The organism is Chitinophaga nivalis, from assembly GCF_025989125.1.
Classification (GTDB): Bacteria; Bacteroidota; Bacteroidia; order Chitinophagales; family Chitinophagaceae; genus Chitinophaga; species Chitinophaga nivalis.
Genome location: NZ_JAPDNR010000001.1, coordinates 1,398,995 through 1,418,913 on the forward strand (window position 1 = coordinate 1,398,995; position 19,919 = coordinate 1,418,913).

Annotated in this window: 14 protein-coding genes; 7 read left to right on the forward strand and 7 right to left on the reverse strand. The window is 47.9% G+C overall.

Annotated features, from left to right (window positions below):
- Positions 1-193: 193 nt before the first annotated feature.
- Positions 194-2,479 (forward strand): GH92 family glycosyl hydrolase, encoded by a 2,286-nt coding sequence (locus OL444_RS05755; protein ID WP_264734182.1) that lies wholly within the window; start codon positions 194-196, stop codon positions 2,477-2,479.
- Between the two features lie 73 nt (positions 2,480-2,552).
- Here the strand turns inward: OL444_RS05755 and OL444_RS05760 are convergent, their stop codons facing one another.
- The 7 genes from OL444_RS05760 to OL444_RS05790 form a co-directional block, all read right to left on the reverse strand.
- Complete coding sequence (locus tag OL444_RS05760; RefSeq protein ID WP_264734181.1) at positions 2,553-5,921, reverse strand: ThuA domain-containing protein; 3,369 nt, start codon at positions 5,919-5,921, stop codon at positions 2,553-2,555.
- Positions 5,918-6,664 (reverse strand): ThuA domain-containing protein, encoded by a 747-nt coding sequence (locus OL444_RS05765; RefSeq protein WP_264734180.1) that lies wholly within the window; start codon positions 6,662-6,664, stop codon positions 5,918-5,920. Before OL444_RS05765 ends, OL444_RS05760 begins: the two co-directional genes overlap by 4 nt.
- A gap of 115 nt (positions 6,665-6,779) precedes the next feature.
- Positions 6,780-7,502, reverse strand: a complete 723-nt coding sequence (locus tag OL444_RS05770) for a 3-keto-disaccharide hydrolase (RefSeq protein WP_264734179.1) — start codon at positions 7,500-7,502, stop codon at positions 6,780-6,782.
- Between the two features lie 31 nt (positions 7,503-7,533).
- Positions 7,534-7,944: a c-type cytochrome gene (locus OL444_RS05775; protein WP_264734178.1), complete on the reverse strand. Its 411-nt coding sequence runs from the start codon at positions 7,942-7,944 to the stop codon at positions 7,534-7,536.
- 89 nt (positions 7,945-8,033) lie between these two features.
- Entirely contained in the window at positions 8,034-9,089 is a 1,056-nt protein-coding gene (locus OL444_RS05780; RefSeq protein WP_264734177.1) for a sugar phosphate isomerase/epimerase family protein, read from the reverse strand.
- 25 nt (positions 9,090-9,114) lie between these two features.
- Positions 9,115-10,278 carry a Gfo/Idh/MocA family protein gene (locus OL444_RS05785; RefSeq protein ID WP_264734176.1) on the reverse strand — a complete coding sequence of 388 codons (1,164 nt, stop codon included), beginning with the start codon at positions 10,276-10,278 and terminating at the stop codon, positions 9,115-9,117.
- Positions 10,279-10,297: 19 nt separating this feature from the next.
- A complete protein-coding gene (locus OL444_RS05790; protein WP_264734175.1) occupies positions 10,298-10,492 on the reverse strand; it encodes a hypothetical protein in 195 nt (64 codons plus the stop codon).
- A gap of 189 nt (positions 10,493-10,681) precedes the next feature.
- Here OL444_RS05790 and OL444_RS05795 point away from each other — a divergent pair, with 189 nt between their 5' ends.
- The 6 genes from OL444_RS05795 (at position 10,682) to OL444_RS05820 (ending at position 19,635) form a co-directional block, all read left to right on the forward strand.
- Positions 10,682-11,281 (forward strand): RNA polymerase sigma-70 factor, encoded by a 600-nt coding sequence (locus OL444_RS05795; protein ID WP_264734174.1) that lies wholly within the window; start codon positions 10,682-10,684, stop codon positions 11,279-11,281.
- A gap of 134 nt (positions 11,282-11,415) precedes the next feature.
- Positions 11,416-12,393, forward strand: coding sequence for a FecR family protein (locus OL444_RS05800; protein WP_264734173.1), 978 nt, complete (start codon positions 11,416-11,418; stop codon positions 12,391-12,393).
- Positions 12,394-12,497: 104 nt separating this feature from the next.
- Positions 12,498-15,908, forward strand: a complete 3,411-nt coding sequence (locus OL444_RS05805; RefSeq protein ID WP_264734172.1) for a SusC/RagA family TonB-linked outer membrane protein — start codon at positions 12,498-12,500, stop codon at positions 15,906-15,908.
- Between the two features lie 20 nt (positions 15,909-15,928).
- Positions 15,929-17,359, forward strand: coding sequence for a RagB/SusD family nutrient uptake outer membrane protein (locus OL444_RS05810; protein WP_264734171.1), 1,431 nt, complete (start codon positions 15,929-15,931; stop codon positions 17,357-17,359).
- Positions 17,360-17,373: 14 nt separating this feature from the next.
- Positions 17,374-18,129, forward strand: a complete 756-nt coding sequence (locus tag OL444_RS05815; protein ID WP_264734170.1) for a DUF4843 domain-containing protein — start codon at positions 17,374-17,376, stop codon at positions 18,127-18,129.
- Between the two features lie 21 nt (positions 18,130-18,150).
- Positions 18,151-19,635 carry a PKD-like family lipoprotein gene (locus OL444_RS05820; RefSeq protein ID WP_264734169.1) on the forward strand — a complete coding sequence of 495 codons (1,485 nt, stop codon included), beginning with the start codon at positions 18,151-18,153 and terminating at the stop codon, positions 19,633-19,635.
- Positions 19,636-19,919 lie beyond the last annotated feature (284 nt).

Consider the following 19,919-nt stretch of genomic DNA (forward strand, 5'->3'; position numbering starts at 1 on the left):
CGATTTCATTGTTCACTATGATCAATTCATCCCGACTCTTCGGGGTGTATCAATTCATTTGAAAACAAGTGTTGTTGATAACATAAAGGATTTACAGGATGGGTGGGGGCATATTATAACAAATATCTAAAGGCAACCCCCATCAGTTCTGTAAATCCTTTTGCTTTTAATACCCGTTATAAATCCACTATTTATGAAAAAGCTGGTGTTACCCTTACTGCTTTGCCTTTCCCTGTTGCTACAGGCACAGGAAAATCCGCTCTCTTATGTAAAGCCCATTACCGGTACACAAAAGATGGGACATACCTATCCCGGCGCCACCGTACCTTTTGGTATGGTACAACTCAGCCCGGAAACAGATACCATTCCCTATGAAATGAACGGGAAATATAATCCGGATGTATATAAATACTGTGCAGGATACCAGTATGAAGACAAAACCATCGTTGGATTCAGTCATACCCACTTCAGTGGTACCGGGCATTCCGACCTGGGCGATTTTCTGATCATGCCCACTACCGGTAAACTGCAGCTGAACCCGGGTACCGCCACACATCCGGAAACCGGTTACCGTTCTTCGTTTTCTCATAGCACGGAAGTAGCGGAACCCGCCTACTATAAGGTGAAACTGGACGACCACAACATCCTGGCAGAACTGACCGCCAGCAATCGTGTGGGTTTTCACCAATATACCTTTCCCGGCAATGAACCGGCGCACATCATCCTGGATATGATGTCGGGATTATATAACTATGACAACAAAAATGTATGGTCTTTTATACGGGTAGAAAATGATTCGCTGGTGACCGGCTTCCGGCAAACTAACGGTTGGGGCCGTACGAGAATCGTATACTTTGCCATGACTTTCTCCAAACCTTTTACGGCATACGGTCAGCAAAACTATGCGCAGGATGTATACAAAGGTTTCTGGCGGAAGTTCGACCAGACGCGCAACTTCCCGGAAATGGCAGGCAAACAACTCCGCACCTATTTTGATTTTAATACCGCTCCTGGTGAAAAAATACAGATCAAATTTGCGCTGTCTTCTGTTAGTACAGCAGGTGCCCTGCGTAACCTGCGTACAGAAATTCCCGGCTGGGATTTTAATGCGGTAAAAGCAGCCGGCCAGGAACTTTGGTCAAAAGAACTACGTAAAATACAGATTGAATCCCGCAGCAAAGAAGAGAAGGAAAACTTCTATACGGCTATGTACCACGCTTTCATCAATCCTACTACCTATATGGATGTGGATGGCGCCTATCGTGGCCTGGATATGAATAACCATACCGCCAACGGATACACGAACTACAGTACTTTCTCTCTCTGGGATACCTATCGTGCGCTGCATCCGTTGTTTAATGTGATACAACCGCAGCGTAATGCAGATATGATTCAGTCGATGTTGCAGCATTATAACCAAAGTGTACAGCATATGCTGCCCATCTGGTCGCATCATGCCAATGAAAACTGGTGCATGATCGGGTATCACAGTGTATCGGTAATTGCTGATGCTATCATCAAAGGAAACGCTCCTTTTGATGTAAACGCCGCATTGGATGCATGTGTGGCCACAGCTCGTCATCGCGCCTATGACGGCCTGGGATATTATATGGATATGGGGTATATACCGGAAGATAAAATAGGGGCATCGGTTTCCAAAACCCTGGAGTATGCCTATGATGACTGGTGTATTGCACAGATAGCCCAAAAGATTGGCCGCACGGATATCTATACGGAGTTTATTAAACGGGCTGGTTATTACCGCAACGTATTCGATGCCCGCAGTGGTTTTATGCGGCCCCGGTTATCGGATGGCACCTTTAAGGCCAGCTTCGATGCCCTGCAAACACATGACCAGGGATTCATTGAAGGCAATGCCTGGAACTACAGTTTGTATGTACCGCATGACCCGACGGAGATGATAACGATGATGGGCGGCAAAAAACAATTTGCTGCCCACCTGGACTCCTTATTTACCATGGAGTTGCCGGATAAATATTTTGCGGAAACAGAAGACATCACCCGCGATGGTATTATCGGTAACTATGTACATGGAAACGAACCTTCCCACCACGTGGCTTACCTGTATAACTATACCGGCTATCCGTGGAAAACACAGGAGCGGGTGCGTATGATCCTGAAAAAGATGTATCATCCCGGCCCTGATGGATTGGGAGGTAATGATGACTGCGGACAAATGAGTGCATGGTATATATTCAGTACACTGGGCTTTTATCCGGTGTGCCCGGGTTCAGATCAGTATGCATTGGGTAGTCCGGCCATTGATAAAGCTACCTTACAGCTGGAGAATGGAAAGTCTTTGGTGATAAAGGTGAAAAATCAGGGCGACAAAAATGTGTATGTGCAACGGGTATTGCTCAATGGACAACCTTTACGGGAACCATTTATCACGCATGCGGATATGATGCGTGGTGGGGAACTTACCTTCTTTATGGGAGCAAAACCTTTAAAGCAGTAAATCATTCATAAAGGGCGTTTTGTAAAAATATAACGGCTACGCCTATCTTTTTTACAAAACGCCCTCCCTCCTATTATGATTGTTTCAAGTTCAATGACAGGATACCTAATTGTGCCTGCTGGCCAGGAGTGGTCGTCCTGAACCGGATATACAGGGCATGTTGGCCGCCAGCAGCTGGCGGCGTAAAGTGAATGGCTGCTTTATTAGGTACTTTGGGTGCAGCTCCCGGCCCGATCGTTATTTCTCCCAGGCGGGTTCCCTTTTCTCCATCCATCCATATTTCCATTACATATCCGTATTGCTGCGGCGCCTGTACCATATAGGTCAGCTCTATTCCATTCACACCGGTAAGATCCAGGTTATTAAAAGTGGCGGAACCTTGTGGCGCTGCGGGAACGAGGAACCGCATAGCGCCTACGGCAAATATGTTTACGCCGTCTGCTTTGCTGTAATCTGCTGCGGTCAGTACGGGGCTGTATAATTCCACCGCTGCGGTACCGGTGATCGGTTTGATGCCAGGGGCACCGCGGTCGGTATAGCTGGCTGTCAGATACAGTACACCATTATCTTTCAGCGGTTGTCCCATACCGGGTTGCAGGCTGCCTTTCATGGGCAGGGAAGCCATTTTGGGCGCTTTGTCATCCAGCGAATAGATGTATTCCACCAGCTGCCGGGCTTCTCCCAAAGAAATGCCAGGATGTGCAGCCATAGCGGTTTCTCCCCATACGCCTCCACCACCGTTGATAATCTTCTTCGCCAGCATGTCTGGTGCAGCCGGATCTTTCCGGTATTTCTGCGCTACCTGTCTGAAGCTGGGACCGATAGATTTTTCATCTGTTTTATGACAGGTTTTACAGTCAGATACTTCCATGATATTTTTGCCGGCAATGGCGCCGGTAATCACCTGATGTCCCTGCGTGGAACCGGCTTTGTCGTGCCCCTGCAGGTAGTCTGCCTTCACCCATACATTGGCGGCATCGATGCCATGGCTGTTGTCTTCTTTGTCGTCTACTGTAATGTTATAGGCCACAGGTTTACCCGGAAAATAAAACTGCCGGTTGCCGGTAATATTAATCTGTACCCGTGGCGTTTCATTGCCCGCATATAAATCAATTGGCTGGCTGCGGGTTTTAGCCTGGTGGGCATCTATCACCTCTACAGCTACCGCATATTCGCCTGCTGTAGTATAGGTGTATTCCACATCAGGGGTATGGGTTTCTTTTTTATTACCATTACCAAAATACCAGAGATAAGTGAGCGCATCTCCTTCCGGATCCATAGAACCATTGGCCGTAAGCTTCACGGTAAAGGGCAGTGCGCCCGTCAGCTGACTGGCCTGTATCCGTGCTACCGGCGCCAGGTTGCCGCCGTTGTAATCAATGCGGGCCAACCCTGCATCCGCATTTTTGCTGAACCATCCGTTGCCGTATTCGAGCACGTATAAACGCCCATCAGGCCCCATCTCCATATCAATGGGTGCATTCAGTTTGGTGTGGGGGAGGAAGCGTTCTATTTTAGCGAAGTTGGCGTCTTTGTCCAGTGTAACGGCCATCATCCAGCCACGTATCCAGTCATAGATAAAGAGTTTCCCGTTGTAGTAGTCGGGCAGGCGGGTAGCCTCCGGATACAAATCGCTGTAATAAACCGGCCCCGCTTCTGCATTGCGGCCACCGCTGCCGGTGATCGGAAATTCCGCAGAAGGACCGTAAGGATACCAGATCATGGCTGGTACAGCTGGCGGCAGTAGTTGCAGGCCGGTATTGTTGCGGGAATTATTCACAGGTTTCAGCGGATCATAGGCAGGGCCGCTTTCACCGGTTTCATAATTATAGGCATGATAGGGTTGATTGTTGGCAATAAACAACGGATACCCATAGTTGCCGGGTTTCTTCGCCTGATTGATTTCATCATACCCACGCGGACCGCGGGAGGGATCATCTTCATTGGCATCCGGCCCCACTTCTCCCCAATACACAAATCCGTTTTTGGGATCAATGGAAATACGATAGGGGTTGCGGGTACCCATGGCGAATATTTCGGGCCGGGTATCTTTGGTGCCTTTAGGAAACAGGTTGCCATCGGGCACGGTGTAGCTGCCATCTTCGGCTACTTTGATACGCAGGATTTTTCCCCGGAGGTCGTTGGTGTTGGCAGAAGAGCGACGGCCATCATATTGCTGGTGGCCGGGGCGGTCGTCGGTAGGACCGAAACCTTTACTGCCAAACTTTTGTCCGGGTTCATCAAACGGGGTGGTATTGTCGCCGGTGGAAACATACAACAGTTTATCCGGGCCAAATGCAATAGAACCGCCGGTATGACAACAGATGTAACGCTGCGAGTAGAATTCCAGGATCACTTTTTCGGAAGACATATCCAGCTGGTTGTTTTCGAACTTAAAGCGGGATAGCCGGTTCACGGAGGTATCTACCGGTGAATACATGGTATAGATATAGTGATTTTTGGCGAAGTCGGGATCCGCCGCCAGTCCTATAAATCCTTCTTCTGCATTGACATCCGGAATATCTGTTTTGTAATACACTTTCAGGAAACCTGCCTGAGATAGTTTTTTTGTTGCCTGATTATACAACATCAATTCTCCCCGGCGCTGGGCTACCAGGATATCGAGATTGGGCAGTATCGTCATTTCGGTAGGTTCAAAGAATTCTCCGGCTACCAGCATGGTTTTGGTGAAGCGGTCTTCTGCCGGCACTTTGGTAGCACCCATGGCATACTGGATACCGCCCAGGAGGTGTTGCAGAAATACATCATCTGTATAGCATTCTTTGGTGTGTCCCAGTGCGGTATAGAAGGCACGGCCGCCATCATAGTCGTGGTACCAGCTGACAGGGTGATTGTTGTTCATCGTGCCCCCTTCATAAGAGTGTTCATCCACTTTCAACAATACATGTACGGAGGTGTCCAGTTGTTTGAAATTATACCATTCGTCTGTATGCTTCCAGGTACGCGGAAGGCGAGCCGTTGCCGGAAAAGCAGTATCCGTTACCGTTAGTACGGCTTCGTGTACACCATCCGGATGGCTTTGGAAATAAGCGCCGGCCAGGTGGTTGTACCAGCCCCACTCATACTCCGTATCTGTGGCAGCATGCACCCCCACATATCCGCCGCCGGACTGGATATACCGCTCAAATGCGGCTTCCTGTTCTTTATTAAGTACATCGCCGGTGGTGTTCAGGAAAATAACGGCATCGTATCGCTGCAGGTTGTTGGACGTAAAGCTGGCGGCATTTTCGGTGGTGTCTACGTCAAATCCGTTTTTCCGGCCCAGTTGCTGTAAGGCGCTGATACCCGCGGGTATGGCGTTGTGGCGGTAAGCCATCGTTTTGGTAAACACCAGTACGCGCGATGTGGCGGGTGGTGTTTTTTTGCAGGCGAAGCTGCAGGCCATGATGAGTGGCAGGATGATTTTAACAAGCTGTTTCATGGTAAGGATGTCTTTTTGGGGTGCCAGTTACCAATTGCATACTGAATACCACCGAGTAAATGTTGCAGATAAAGCGGATCCTGGTAGGACGCAATGGTGTGGCCCATTGCTGTGTAAAAGGCGCGCCCGCCTTCAAACGCATGGTACCAGCACATCGGGTGATAGTCACCGTTTTGGCCACCCTCATAACTGCTTTCATCAATTTTTATCAATACAGTGACATCCGGATTCAGGTCTTTGAAATTGTACCATTCATCTTTACGTACCCAGTTGGCCGGCAGATGCCGGGTGGCAGGATGGGCCGTATCTGTCACCAACAGTGTAGCGGTTTGTTGCCGGGGATGACTGAGAAACCAGGCGCCTACGAGCCGGTTGTACCAGGGCCAGTCATATTCGGTATCGGTGGCAGCATGTATCCCCACAAAGCCGCCACCTTGCCGGATGTATGCCTGGAAAGCAGTTTGTTGCGCATCGTTGAGTACATCGCCGGTGGTGCAGCTGAAAATAACGGCAGCGTATTGCTGCAGGTTGGCCGTGGTGAAAACGCTGGCATCTTCGGTGGTATCCACGGCAAAACCATGGGTCGCGCCCAGCTGCATGATGGCCTGCTTTGCGGTGGGAATACAATCGTGCCGGAATCCGGTGGTCTTGGAAAACACCAGTATTTTTTTGGTGGGTGGCACAGGCGCTGCCTGTGCGTACAGGACGCCGGACAGCAATAAGGCAAGGATTATTTTAATCATGGAAAAACGTTTGCAGGAGTGCGCAAAAAAATACGCATTACCGGGTAGTTATACGGAAATAGCAACCGCTCACACCTACCTGGCAATGCGTAATCAATAAAAGGGCAATGCGCTTTTAAAGTTGTCTGATTTTGATATTCCGGTACCATACCTGGTCGCCGTGGTCCTGGAGGGCAATGTGGCCTTTGGCATATTTGCCGAATCCTGTCCAGGTTTTGAATTTACTATCGTTTACCAGGGCGTCCCATTCCGGTGTGCCCATGGTGGTTTCTACGGTGGTAACACCGTTGAGGCGGAGGGTCAGGTGTCCGTCTTTTTTAGTGATGGTAGCGGTGTTCCACTCTCCTACCGGTTTAACGGCTTTCTGTGCGGATTTTTTCAGATCGTACAGGTCACCGGCGTTGTGTTTGATGATTTTGCCATCCCGGTGTTTGTCGTCGTCCAATACCTGCATTTCAGGACCTGTCAGGTAGGTTTCCTTGAATTCGGGTGACTCGTTTACGCTGAATATGATACCGCTGTTGCCGCCCGGAGAAATTTTCCAGTCGATGCTCAGTTCATAGTTTTCATATTCACCGTCTGTAACGAGGTCGCCACCAGGTGCGCCGTCTTTTTTGGCGGCCTGGTTCAGTTCCAGGGTACCATCCGTTGCGTGCCATGCAGGGCTGGCAGTAGTCTGATGGTAGGTATGCCAGCCTTTGGTGGTTTTACCATCGAATAACAGTTGCCATCCTGCTTTTCTTTCTTTGGCCGACAGCTTATTGGCCTGTTGTGCTTTTAACGTGGAAGTGCTGATGACTGCACTCAGCAGGAGTGCACCCATGGTTAATCTTTTCATGATTATTGATTATGTGATAACAGAATCATTATTATTTGCCGGATAACGACAAAATATAACTTACCATTTCTTTCGCATCATCTTTTGAAATATTGGGATGTGGTAACATGGCTACATCGCCCCAGTTACCGGCACCGCCTTTGATTACTTTGTCAGACAGTTTGTCTACGTTTTCCGGTGTGTTGGGATATTTACCGGCAATATCTTTTAAAGAAGGTCCGATTACTTTCATTTCTTCTTTGTGGCAGGTTTTGCAATCGCTTTGCGCCATCAGTGTTTCTCCCTTGCTGGCAGGCTTTCCTGCATTCGGAGATACCATGGAATTATCTGTTGCGTTTTCATGACTGTTATCGCCGGCCTGTTGATCCTGTTTTTTTTCTCCGCCGCATGCTGCAAATAATGCGGTGCATAATACCAAAGACGCCAGATATCTCTTTCTCATAATTTGATGATTTATTTATAAAATAATTAGATGATCGTACTTGTTTCCGTGAAATTAGCAGTAGTCAAAAATAAGTCTTCCTGTTTGTTTTAAATACCTAATATTCTTTTGTTGAAAGATTCATCGGTAGCAGCGCCGGCAAAATCATCAAATGCTTTTTCCGTTACCCGGATGATGTGGTCTTTGATGAAAGGGGCACCTTCTCTGGCGCCATCTTCCGGATGTTTCATACAGCATTCCCACTCCATAACGGCCCATCCGGAAAAATCGTATTGGGTCAGTTTACTGAATATGGATTTAAAGTCTACCTGTCCGTCGCCGAGGGAGCGGAACCTGCCTGGCCGGTCGATCCACGACTGGAACCCGCCATATACGCCGGAACGTCCGGTAGGATTGAATTCTGCGTCTTTCACATGAAAGGCTTTGATCCTTTCATGATAGATATCGATGTACTGGAGATAGTCGAGACATTGCAGTACCAGGTGGCTGGGGTCATAAAGCAGACAAGCCCTGTTATGGTTGCCGGTGGCTTCCAGGAAACGTTCATAACTGGCGCCGTCGTGGAGATCTTCCCCCGGGTGTATTTCATAACACAGGTCTACGCCGTTGGCATCAAATTCCTGCAGGATGGGTAGCCAGCGTTTGGCCAGTTCTGCAAACCCGGCTTCCACCAGTCCGGCAGGCCGTTGTGGCCATGGGTACATGGCAGGCGCCCATAATAATGCGCCGCTGAAAGTGGCATGCGCGGTTAAGCCCATATGGCGGCTGGCTTTAGCTGCATATTTCAGCTGGTCCGTAGCCCAGGCGGTACGCGCCTGTATATTGCCGTGGTATTGTGCCGGTGCAAAACCGTCGAACATTTCCGTAAACGCCGGATTCACAGCTACCAGCTGTCCCTGCAGGTGGGTGCTCAGTTCTGTGATTTCCAGTCCGGCTTCCTGTACAATGCCTTTGATCTCCTCTGCATAGGTTTTGCTTTCAGCAGCCTTTTGCAGGTCTATCAGGCGGGCGTCCCAGGAAGGGATCTGTACTCCTTTAAAACCAATAGATGCCGCCCATTCACAGATTGTTTTCAGGCTGTTGAAGGGAGCCGCGTCTCCCATAAACTGCGCGAGGAATATACCAGGTCCTTTGATCGTTTTCATATAGTCGTGCTTGTTATAAAGTAAATCAGATCTCGAAAGTGGTCCATTTGGTATCACTTTGTGAAGATCTTACCACGTTATCAATAAATGCCATACCACGTACGCCATCGGTAGCCCCGGGGAAGTCCAGTGACTCCGGTGAGGGCGTCACGCCATCTATTCTGGCAGACAGGGTTTGTGCGAAGTTGCGGTACAGGTTACCGAAGGCTTCCAGGTATCCTTCCGGGTGACCGCCGGGGGTACGGGTGTTATGTGTCATGTAGGACGACTGGAAGCTGTAGCCGGCGCCTGCCCGATAGATTTCGGTAGGTTTATCCAGCCATTTTACCAGCAAGGTGTTTGGTTCCTGTTGGGCCCATTCCAGTCCGCCTTTTTCTCCGTATACCCTTATTTTCAGGGCATTTTCCTCTCCTGCCGCTACCTGTGAGGCGATGAGCACACCGCTGGCGCCATTATCGAAGCGGAGCAGTACGGCGCCGTCGTCGTCGAGGGCGCGGCCGGGTACTACTACGTTGAGGTCTGCGCATAGTTTTTCAATGCGGGCGCCGCTGATATATTCGGCCAGGTTGGCGGCGTGGGTACCAATATCGCCCATGCAACCGCTTTTGCCGGATTTGGTCGGATCTGTTCTCCAGGCTGCCTGGGCATTGCCTTCTTTTTCACTGAGTTTGCTGAGCCAACCCTGTGGATATTCCACCCATACTTTGCGGATCTTGCCTAAAGCGCCGGCAGCTACCATCTGGCGGGCCTGTTTCACCATCGGGTACCCGGTGTAGGTATGGGTGAGTAACAGGGTAAGCCCGGTATCGGCCACTTTCTTTTCCAATTGTTTGGCTTCGTCCAGGGAAAATGTAATAGGTTTTTCTATTACCACGTTAAAGCCCCGGTCCAGCGCCATCATAGCGGGTTCGAAGTGAGCGAAGTTGGGTGTTACGATGGTAACGAAATCCAGGCGTTGATCTGCCGGCATGGCGGCTTCTTTTTCCAGCATGGTTTTGAAGTCGGTATACGTACGGGCGGGATCCAGGAACAGCATTTGCCCTGAAGCGATAGCCACGTCGGGGTGTACGCTCAGGGCGCCTGCCACCAGTTCAATCAGTCCGTCCATGTTGGCAGCTATCCGGTGGATAGCGCCTATGAAGGCATCCTTACCGCCTCCGATCATTCCCATTCTTAGTTTCCGTGTCATATTTTCAAGGATCGTTTAGTTAAACAATTGGTACCTGTGTTGTGATGATGTAGGTAAAGGAAAATGCAGCAAGTGTAGTGACCATACTCCGGAAGGTGCCGGGCAGCCTGTTGGAATCGATGCCGTGGCCGCGGATACCGCAACAACCGGATATTACCGGCATAGCCATATTACTGGCTGTCAATAATTGCTGCGGCTGAATCGCCTGTCCCATAAACGTGGAGATTGGTGTAAAAATAAACACTTACATTAAACCTTTAAATTTATAAAAAGTATTTGCATTTTTTCATCTTTTTGACGGCGGCTCTCCTTCATTTTTCTGCTGAAATTTTCTTTTCGCACTGTAATAGGCTATCTTAGCCGAAATGTCAACCTTAATATGGCCGTCTGAGCACAGATTTTTATGATTAACGGTTTGTACAGTGATGAAATTTTAAAAGGCCTGCAGGTCAGGGACCGGGGTGTGTTTGCCATCGTATACGAGCACTTTTACCCTGTTTTGTTTGCTACGGCGCATAAATACGTAAGCGACAAAGTGCAGGCAGAAGAAATAGTGCAGGATGTTTTTCTGCACCTGTGGGAGAAAGAGTGGACATTGGAACATGCCACAGCGTTGAAAAGTTACCTGTATCGCGCTGTTATCAACCGTGCCATCAACCATTTGCAACGTAACCGTTTGTTAAGAAAACATCATTCTGCTATTCAGCACCTGCAGGAAGAAAGTTATTTATGTACCTTTATTGAAGAACAGGAATTACGGGAACGCATCCACCAGGCGGTTTCCCGGTTACCTGAAAAATGTCAGCAAATATTTAAACTAAGTCGGTTCGAAGGGTTAAAGAACAATGAAATAGCTCACCAACTGAATTTATCGGTTAAGACAGTCGAAAATCAAATGACGATTGCGCTGAAGCAATTGAAAGCAGCCTTGCTGGATGATCCGGAACGGCCGGTTTCTGCTATCAGTCGTATGCAATTGTTGTGGTGGCTGTTCGCTATTTAGGCCAGCAAAAACATTAAAACGCTTTATTGATTGCACGTTATCCGAAATGGGATAGCCGTGTAAAAATTTTTTTTCCCCGGCTTTGGGGGGAACCATATTCTTATTTGTCTCAGTAAAACAGGCCCATTCGTAAAATGATGAAACCAACCGACGATTTTCTATTTATTCTCAACTGCCTGCAGCTGCCGGAGGATGCTGTGCGTAAGGCACAGCTCCAACGTTGGCTGGAAGCGGATGTACGGAACAATGAACTGTATGAAAAAGTAAAGCTGTTGTGGGAGCAGGCAGCAGAAACACGTTATTTTGAAGGGGCAGATGCCGCCGCAGCCACCAGGAGGTTTCTGGAAAAGCTGGATGGACCCCTACCTGTTATATATATGCCAACACGTAGTCCGTGGTGGAAAAGAGCCGCTGCAGCTGCTGCTATTCTGATTAGCACTGCAATGGGATGGTACTGGTATAAAACCAGTGTAGCCATTGCCTGGCTGAGTAAAACCACCGGCAATACCATCGATTCCCTGTTGTTGTCAGACGGTTCCCGCATCGTGCTGAACAAACATGCTACTGTCAGGTATCCTGCCACTTTTAAAGGGCATAACAGAACCGTAACGCTCCAGTCGGGGGAAGCTTTTTTCGATATCGCCACAGATCCTGGTCATCCGTTTATATTGACCAGCGGGCCGGCACAGATAAAGGTGCTGGGGACTTCCTTTAATGTAAAAAACAGCCCGCATGCAGTACAGGTATTTGTACTCACGGGGAGTATATCCCTGCAGCAAACAGGGGGTACTACCGCCCTGCGCCTGGCCGCCGGCAAAGGAGGCGTTTTTTATAGCGATAACGGCGATCTCAATGAAGATGCCGGAACGGGATACAATCAACTGTCATGGCGCACACATGAACTGCGCTTTGAAAATGCACCTATCGGAGAAGTGTGTAGCGCCCTCTCTGACTATTATGGTGTAACTATCATACCGGATTATAAGATCAGTCATAAACGTAAGCTCAATGCCAACTTCAGTAACCGTAGCCTGGAAGAAGTAAAAGCCACTTTATCTGCACTTTATGATTATAGTTTTGAACAGCAAGCAGATACGCTATATGTAAAATAACAGACCGCCGGCTTTATTATCAGCCACCAGATGAAATCAACTACCGGCTATTTATCAACAACCAAAAAACCAATCATTTAGCCTAACGTAAAATCGCTTACGCCATGAAAAAAAAATTAGTACCGTACATCAGCCAGCGGTGGCGCAAAATGTCGTGCCCATTACTGATGGTGGGATTGCTGATCGGCAGTCCCCCGCTGAATGCCCAGGACAATCTCACACTGAACAGGAAAGTAACTGTCAAAGTCAGGAATCAGCCTATTTCCAATGTATTATCTGAAATCGAGAAACAAACGAATCTCAGCTTTGTATACGACGGCGCACAAATAGATCCTGCGCAGTTCATCAGTATCTCTGCCAACGATGCAACACTCAAGGAAGTATTGCATAACATCTTTAATGAAACGGTGAAATATACCATCGTAGGCAACCAGGTGATTGTGAAACATACCGGTAGTAACGGCGCGACCTCCTATCAGGTAGCCGGCCGTGCTGCAACGCCGGTACAAGACAAACGCCAGATCATTACCGGTTCGGTGACCCTCCGGGACACTAAAGGCAACGAACAACGGGTGCCCGGCATCACCATCCGGGTTAAAGGAAAAATTATCGGTACCCAGACGAACGGGTTTGGTAGTTTTCGTATAATGGTGGAAGAAGGGGATATCCTTGTGGTGAGCTTCGTAGGCTACAAAACCCGGGAAATACCTTTTAAAGCCAATAGCCCGCTGGAGATTGTGCTGGAGGAAGATGCCACCAAAGTGAAGGAAGTAGTGATTACCGGTATCTATGAAAGAAATAAGGAAAGTACTACCGGATCTATTGCCACCTATACCGCGAAGGAACTGAAACAGATCGGTAACCAGAACGTTATTCAAAGCTTACGTTCCCTCGATCCGTCTTTCACCGTTTTTGAAAATAATAAACTGGGCGCTAATCCCAATATCCTTCCCAGTCTGGAAATACGGGGTAAAACCAGTATCCTGGGCCTGAAAGAGCAGTTTGGTACCGATCCTAACCAACCGCTTTTTATACTGGATGGGTTCCAGACTACCTTACGTACCATTATAGATCTTGATATGAACCGGGTGGAAAGTGTTACCATCCTGAAAGATGCGGCATCCACCGCGATCTATGGCGCGAAAGCAGCCAATGGTGTGATTGTGGTGGAAACCCGTAAACCGAAACCGGGTGAATTGAGAGTATCCTATAGTACGGATAATAGTATTGTGATGCCAGACCTGCGGGACTATAATCTCATGAATGCAACAGAGAAACTGGAGTTTGAACGGATCACAGGCCGTTACCGCCCCAACTCACGCATAGAGAATGATGAGAATGCCCGCCAGCTGATGGACAGTTTGTATAACGTGAAAAAGTTGCAGGTACTGAGAGGGGTGAATACCTATTGGATGAGTGAGCCGCTGCAAGTGGGTTATGCGACCAACCATTCGCTATATATTGAAGGAGGCGATAACCAGATGAGATATAGCGCCGGCGCCAACTACAAAAAAGTGAAAGGCGTAATGAAAGGCTCCGGCCGTGATATGGGAGGGGCTAACCTGAAACTGATGTATCGTAAAAAGAAACTCAGCTTCAATAATAACCTGTCGGTGAATTTCTATACCGCCAATGAATCGTCCTGGGGGTCTTTCGAAAATTTCGCGCGGGCCAATCCTTATTATCCTAAAAGAAATGAAGACGGCACCGTATCCAAATACCTGGATATATTGCCCACACCGGGAGGCGGCTATGATACCACTGCTAATCCTTTATTCAACGCTTTGCAACCGAACATGGACCGGACCAAAAACTTTGGGGTGGTCAATAACTTCAATGTGGAATATGCCGTGAACAACGATCTCCGGATCAGGGCGCGTGTGGGAATCACCAAAGAACAGGAGAAGCACGAGATATTTTTATCTCCCAAAAATACCCGTTTCGATGCCAAAGATCCGATGGAGAAAGGCAGCTACAGCAATGTGGAAACTACCGGATTGAATTACGATGGTGAACTGACGGCTACCTATGGCCGTGTAATTGCCCGCAAACATCAGCTAAACGGGGTGGTTGGCTGGAACTTCCAGCAAAACCAGCGTGCCAGCGAGGGGTATGATGCGAGCGGTTTTCCTGATAAAGTGAATTCGCCGGCATATGCTGCCGGATATGCCCGGGAAAAGCGGCCGTATTCCGCGGAAGCGACTACACGTAGTACCGGCTTTTATATGAATGGCGGTTATATGTATGACCAGCGCTTTGTGGTGGAAGGTAACTACCGCCTGGATGGTTCTTCCGTATTCGGTTCCCGTAACTTTTTCCGGAGCTCCTGGTCAGCAGGTGTTTCCTGGAACCTGCACAACGAGACTTTCATGCAGCCCTATTCTTTTGTGAATATGCTGAAGCTGAGAGCGGCCATCGGTACACCGGGTAACCAGAATTTTTCTGCCTACCAGTCTTACACTACTTATTATTACCATACCAATGCCATCAATAACTTCGGGGTAGGCGCCAGTATCGACAATTTTGGCAACCCTTCCCTGTTATGGCAGCAAACCCTCGACAAAAACCTGGGAGCGGATATTGTGGTGCTGAATAACCGGTTGAAAATAAATGCAGATGTTTATCAGCGAACAACAGATCCGTTGATTGCTGTTATCAGTGTGCCATCTTCCGTAGGTACCACCAGCTATACGACCAACCTGGGCGCCCAACAGGGTACCGGTTACAATTTCCAGGCAACCGTTTTCCCTATATATCGGCCGGAACAGCGTACTACCTGGAGTTTCTCCTTCTCTGCCAAACATGAAAAGGCGCATTTTACCAACATCGGTAATAAACTGGATCAGATGAACAAGGCAGAAAGATCCAAGAGCCTTACCCGTTATTATGATGGTGGTAGTCCCACTGCTATATGGGCGGTACGTTCGGCAGGTATTGACCCCGGCACGGGCAATGAAGTGTTTATTAAGAAAGATGGCTCACTCACGTTCAGCTATGATGCAGATGATGAAGTAGTAGTCGGAGATGAAAGGCCTAAGTTGGATGGTATCATCGGTACCAACTTTTTCTACAAAGGACTCACCGTAGGTGTTTACCTGCGTTACCGGGTAGGTGGCGATATTTTTAATGACGCCCTGTATAATAAGGTGGAGAATATCAATACGACCGATATCCGCTATAACCAGGACCGGCGTGCTTTATACGACCGTTGGCAACAGCCCGGCGACAGAGCTTTGTACAGACGTATCAGCATGACCACTATCACCAATCAGATAGAAGCCAACATGGCGAAAAGGTCGACGCGCTTTGTGGAGCAGGAAAATACCCTGGCCGGAGAATCTATCAACGTGGGATATGAAGTTCCACATGCGATAGTGAAACGCTGGCACCTGTCCTATCTGCGACTGAACGCCTATATGAATGATATTTTCCGGATATCGACGATCAAACGGGAAAGAGGTATTGACTATCCTTTTGCCAATATGATGTCCTTTTCTATCAGCTTAGGTTTCTAAACTGCCAAACACTACACTACATGAGAAAGATAATATTTACCCTTTTGCTGTTGTTGCCGGTGCTGTTGTTTACCGCCTGCAAAAAATGGCTGGATGTGCGGCCACGCGATAAAGTGGCGGAAGCAGATTTATTTAATTCAGAAGACGGATTTTTCAATGCCCTGAATGGCGTATACCTGGATCTTACCAGCAATGATTTATATGGCGGACAAATGAATATGCAGATGACGGAGGTACTCGCCCAGCGGTATAACATTGCTTCCGGACATGATCTGTATAAACTGGTGACCTACGATTATGCCAGCGAGGAAGTGAAAACTATACTGGATAGGAGCTGGCAGGGATTGTACCGGAACGTGGCCAATATCAACAAGATTTTTTCTGTGATAGATGAACGCCGGGATTTGTTTACCGGTAACCATTTTGGTTGGGTGAAGGGAGAGCTGTTTGCACTGCGTGCCTACCTGCATTTCGATGCCTTTCGTTTATTCGGCCCGGTATACATAAAGGATTCACTGGCGAAGCGGATACCTTATTATACCACTTTTACTTCCCAGTATAATCCGTTGCTGTCGGGCAGTGAGGTGATGCAGAAGGTATTGACAGACCTGGATAGTGCAGCTTTTTACCTGAAGAATGATCCTGTTATTACAGGTGGAAGACTGTTTTTTCCGGATCCTAACGGTAACGCAGATACGTGGCAATACCGCTCTTTGCGGATGAACTATTTTGCTGTGATGGCACTGAAAGCCAGGGCTTATCTGTATGCCAACAACAAGCCGGCTGCGCTGCAATGCGCTACTGCCGTGATGCAGCAAATCGGCGATAAATTTCCGCTGGTAACTTCCGACCGGGTAACCGGGCCTAACCCGGACCGGGTATTTTCTTCGGAGATCCTGTTTGCCTTACATGATATTCGCCTGAATGATAAGTTCCTGCTGTATTTCAGTCCGGAGCAGGCCGACCGTAAAATACTCGCTGCCGCTTCCAACAGATTGGAAAGTGATTTTGAAAAGAAAGAACCTGATCCCAGGTATGGTAATACCTGGCTGCGTCCCAGTGATAATAAAAAGAGCTTCCGTTGCTTTTACAAGTATGCCGACATTCCGGATACCCGGCGGAATTACCGTAACCTGATTCCGATGATCCGTATCAGCGAAATGTATTTCATCGCTGCAGAATGTCAGCCGGATGAAGCCACTGCACTGACTTATATCAATGCTATCCGGAAAGTACGGAACGTATCGGATGTATTACCTGGTATGGGGATCGACGCTGAGTTAAAGAAAGATTACAAACGGGAGTTTTATGGTGAAGGACAGGTGTTTTTTTATTACAAACGCACCTTCACGGGAAGTATTCCTGCCGGTAGCGGTAGTGGTAATGTGACCATGACCACCAAGGAATACACCCTGCCACTGCCCGATAGTGAAATTCAATTCAGGAACTAAAAGCAGACTTCATTATGAAAAAAATATACGGATGGCTATGGCTGTTGGCAGCAGTAGCCTGCAAAAGCACTGATATTACTCCCTATCCGAACAATAATGATATTTATTTCTCTGTAGTTAATACTTCCGGCGTGACCCAGGATACTACACCGGTTACTTTCGCTTTTACGCCGGCAACTACGGATACGATTGTTCCTTTGCTGATAAGGGCTGTTGGTCCGGTAGCAGATTATGACCGGGAGTTTAAACTAAAGATTGTGGATACCGCCGCAGCTGCGGCGAAGCAGGGGGTACATTTTTTCCTGCCGGCAAAAACCATCATGCCTGCCGGCAAAGTTGTTACAACTTTGCCCGTGCTGTTGCACAAGACGGCGGAAATGGCTTCCAGGGCTTATTCTATTACCCTGACGCTGGAGCCGAATGAAAACTTTACTACCAATCTGCCTTTTGCGGTGATCGACAATACCCTTAAAACCAAACGGAGTATTTTAAAACACGTTGTCATTGTAGAAGATCAGCTGAACATGCCCAAGGTATGGGAGGTCAACTACCTGGGTGTTTTCACAAAAAAGAAAATCCTGCTCATGTGCAGCGAAATACCCATGAAACTATCAGATTTTAATCCTCCTAATAAGAATGATTTTCCCCTGGGAAAAATGTACTATGTCTCCAGTTTCATGAAACGTTACCTGGATGACCATGCCCTGGCGAAAGATACGATCCGTGAAGAGAATGGCGATTTAATGAAAATGGGTAAGTATGCGCAATAAGCAGTTTAAAATCCGATCAACATGAAGCACAACCATCTATCTTTTATATTTATACTGCTCTTCACCGCATTATGCTGGAGCAGCTGTTATAAAGACCTGGGTAATTATGATTATGTACCCGTGAATGAATCTGTTTCGTTCGATAGTATTCACAAAGAGTATTTCCTCTTTTTTAAGGATACGTTACAAATCAGGCCTGTGACGAAATTCACACAGGATAATAATGATACGGCGCGTTATGCCTACAGCTGGGAATCGTTGATGCAGACCGGCGGCGTCGGAGATACCTTACGCCGGGTATTGGGAACCAGCCGGAATCTGAATTACGTCGTTAACCTGAAACCGGGTTATTATCATTGTTTTTTTATCATGACAGATAAACAAACGAATGTCCGGTACCAGGAGCGTTTCTACCTGAAAGTGCAATCTGTTACTTCTTCGGGATGGGTGCTGCTCTGCGATGTAGGCGGCGTGGCGCGGATGGATATGGTGAGTTTGCTGGATAACAAGAGCCTGATCATTAATGACCTGCTGGCCTATACGAATTCCGGTGCACCGGTGGTGCGGGGGCCGCGGAAGCTGAACCAGTCGCAGCATGGCGATGGGGTGAATATTTATATGCATACAGATGAAGCCGTCCTGAAATTTAAGACAGCAGACTTTTCCTGGAAGCCTACCTATACCATTGCTTATGATATACTTGGACAGGTACCTGCGGGATTCAAGCCCGAAGCGATTCTTACTTCTTATAGCAGTGTAGATTACCTGATTACAGCAGACCGGTTATTCTATCAGAACCAGATATTTGGAAAATCCGGTTTTGGCCTGCCTGCAAACCGGATAGACGGTGATACGGCTTACTTTAATCCGGCGCCTTTTATTGCGAGTAATACAGGCGGCTCTTTTTCTTCGGTGGTATATGATGCTACCAACCGGCAGTTTCTGCAACACGATGGGTACAGTGCTTTCTGTACGGTACTGCGAAGCGATACCATCTTCAGTTTCCAGACAGGTAAAGATCTGGTGACGATGATGTCTACCAACTTTAACAACCGGGATAACTACGCGGTGTTGAAAGTACCAGGTACCAGCAAATACTCGCTCTACCGGTTTAATATGGGGAATGGGGTGGTGCCTACTTTTTACTGTGATATGAATCATGCCACGGATATTGCCCGTGCTACCGCGTTTGCGGTGAGTAATCAGTTTGGTACTTTGTTTTACGCGGCAGGCAGCCGTTTGTATCAATATGATATTTATGCTGATGTGTCTTACCTGATGCTGGATCTGGGTAGCAAGCCGATTACCTATATCAATTGCCCGATGGTAGGCAAATGGGATGGTCAGCTGATGAAAAGCATTATCGTAGGTAGTTATGATCCGGCATTGCCGGAAGGACGGAATGGCCGGATTGACTTCTATGACATCCCTGGCCGGAATGAACCCTTGACAAAATATCAGTCTTATGAAGGACTGGGAAAAGTAGTGGACCTTTTTTACAGATAAGTTGATGACCGGGCGTAAGCCCGGTCATCCCATATTCGGGCTATAACCCCCATGCGACGGAGCTGCAATCCTTTTAAATTCTTAAAATCAGCCCAAAATCCCCGTTAAATCCCCAAATTTATTACTACTTTTACAGGCCTTAAGCAGCAGCTATCAGCAACTGACAGCTTGACAGTTTGTTCTTACAAGCATAATATTTGAGTAACTTGAATACCCTTTATCCAATTAACTAAGCCGCAGCCTATGTGCCACAGGCTGGTGGAGCAGGTATAAACCAACTGATA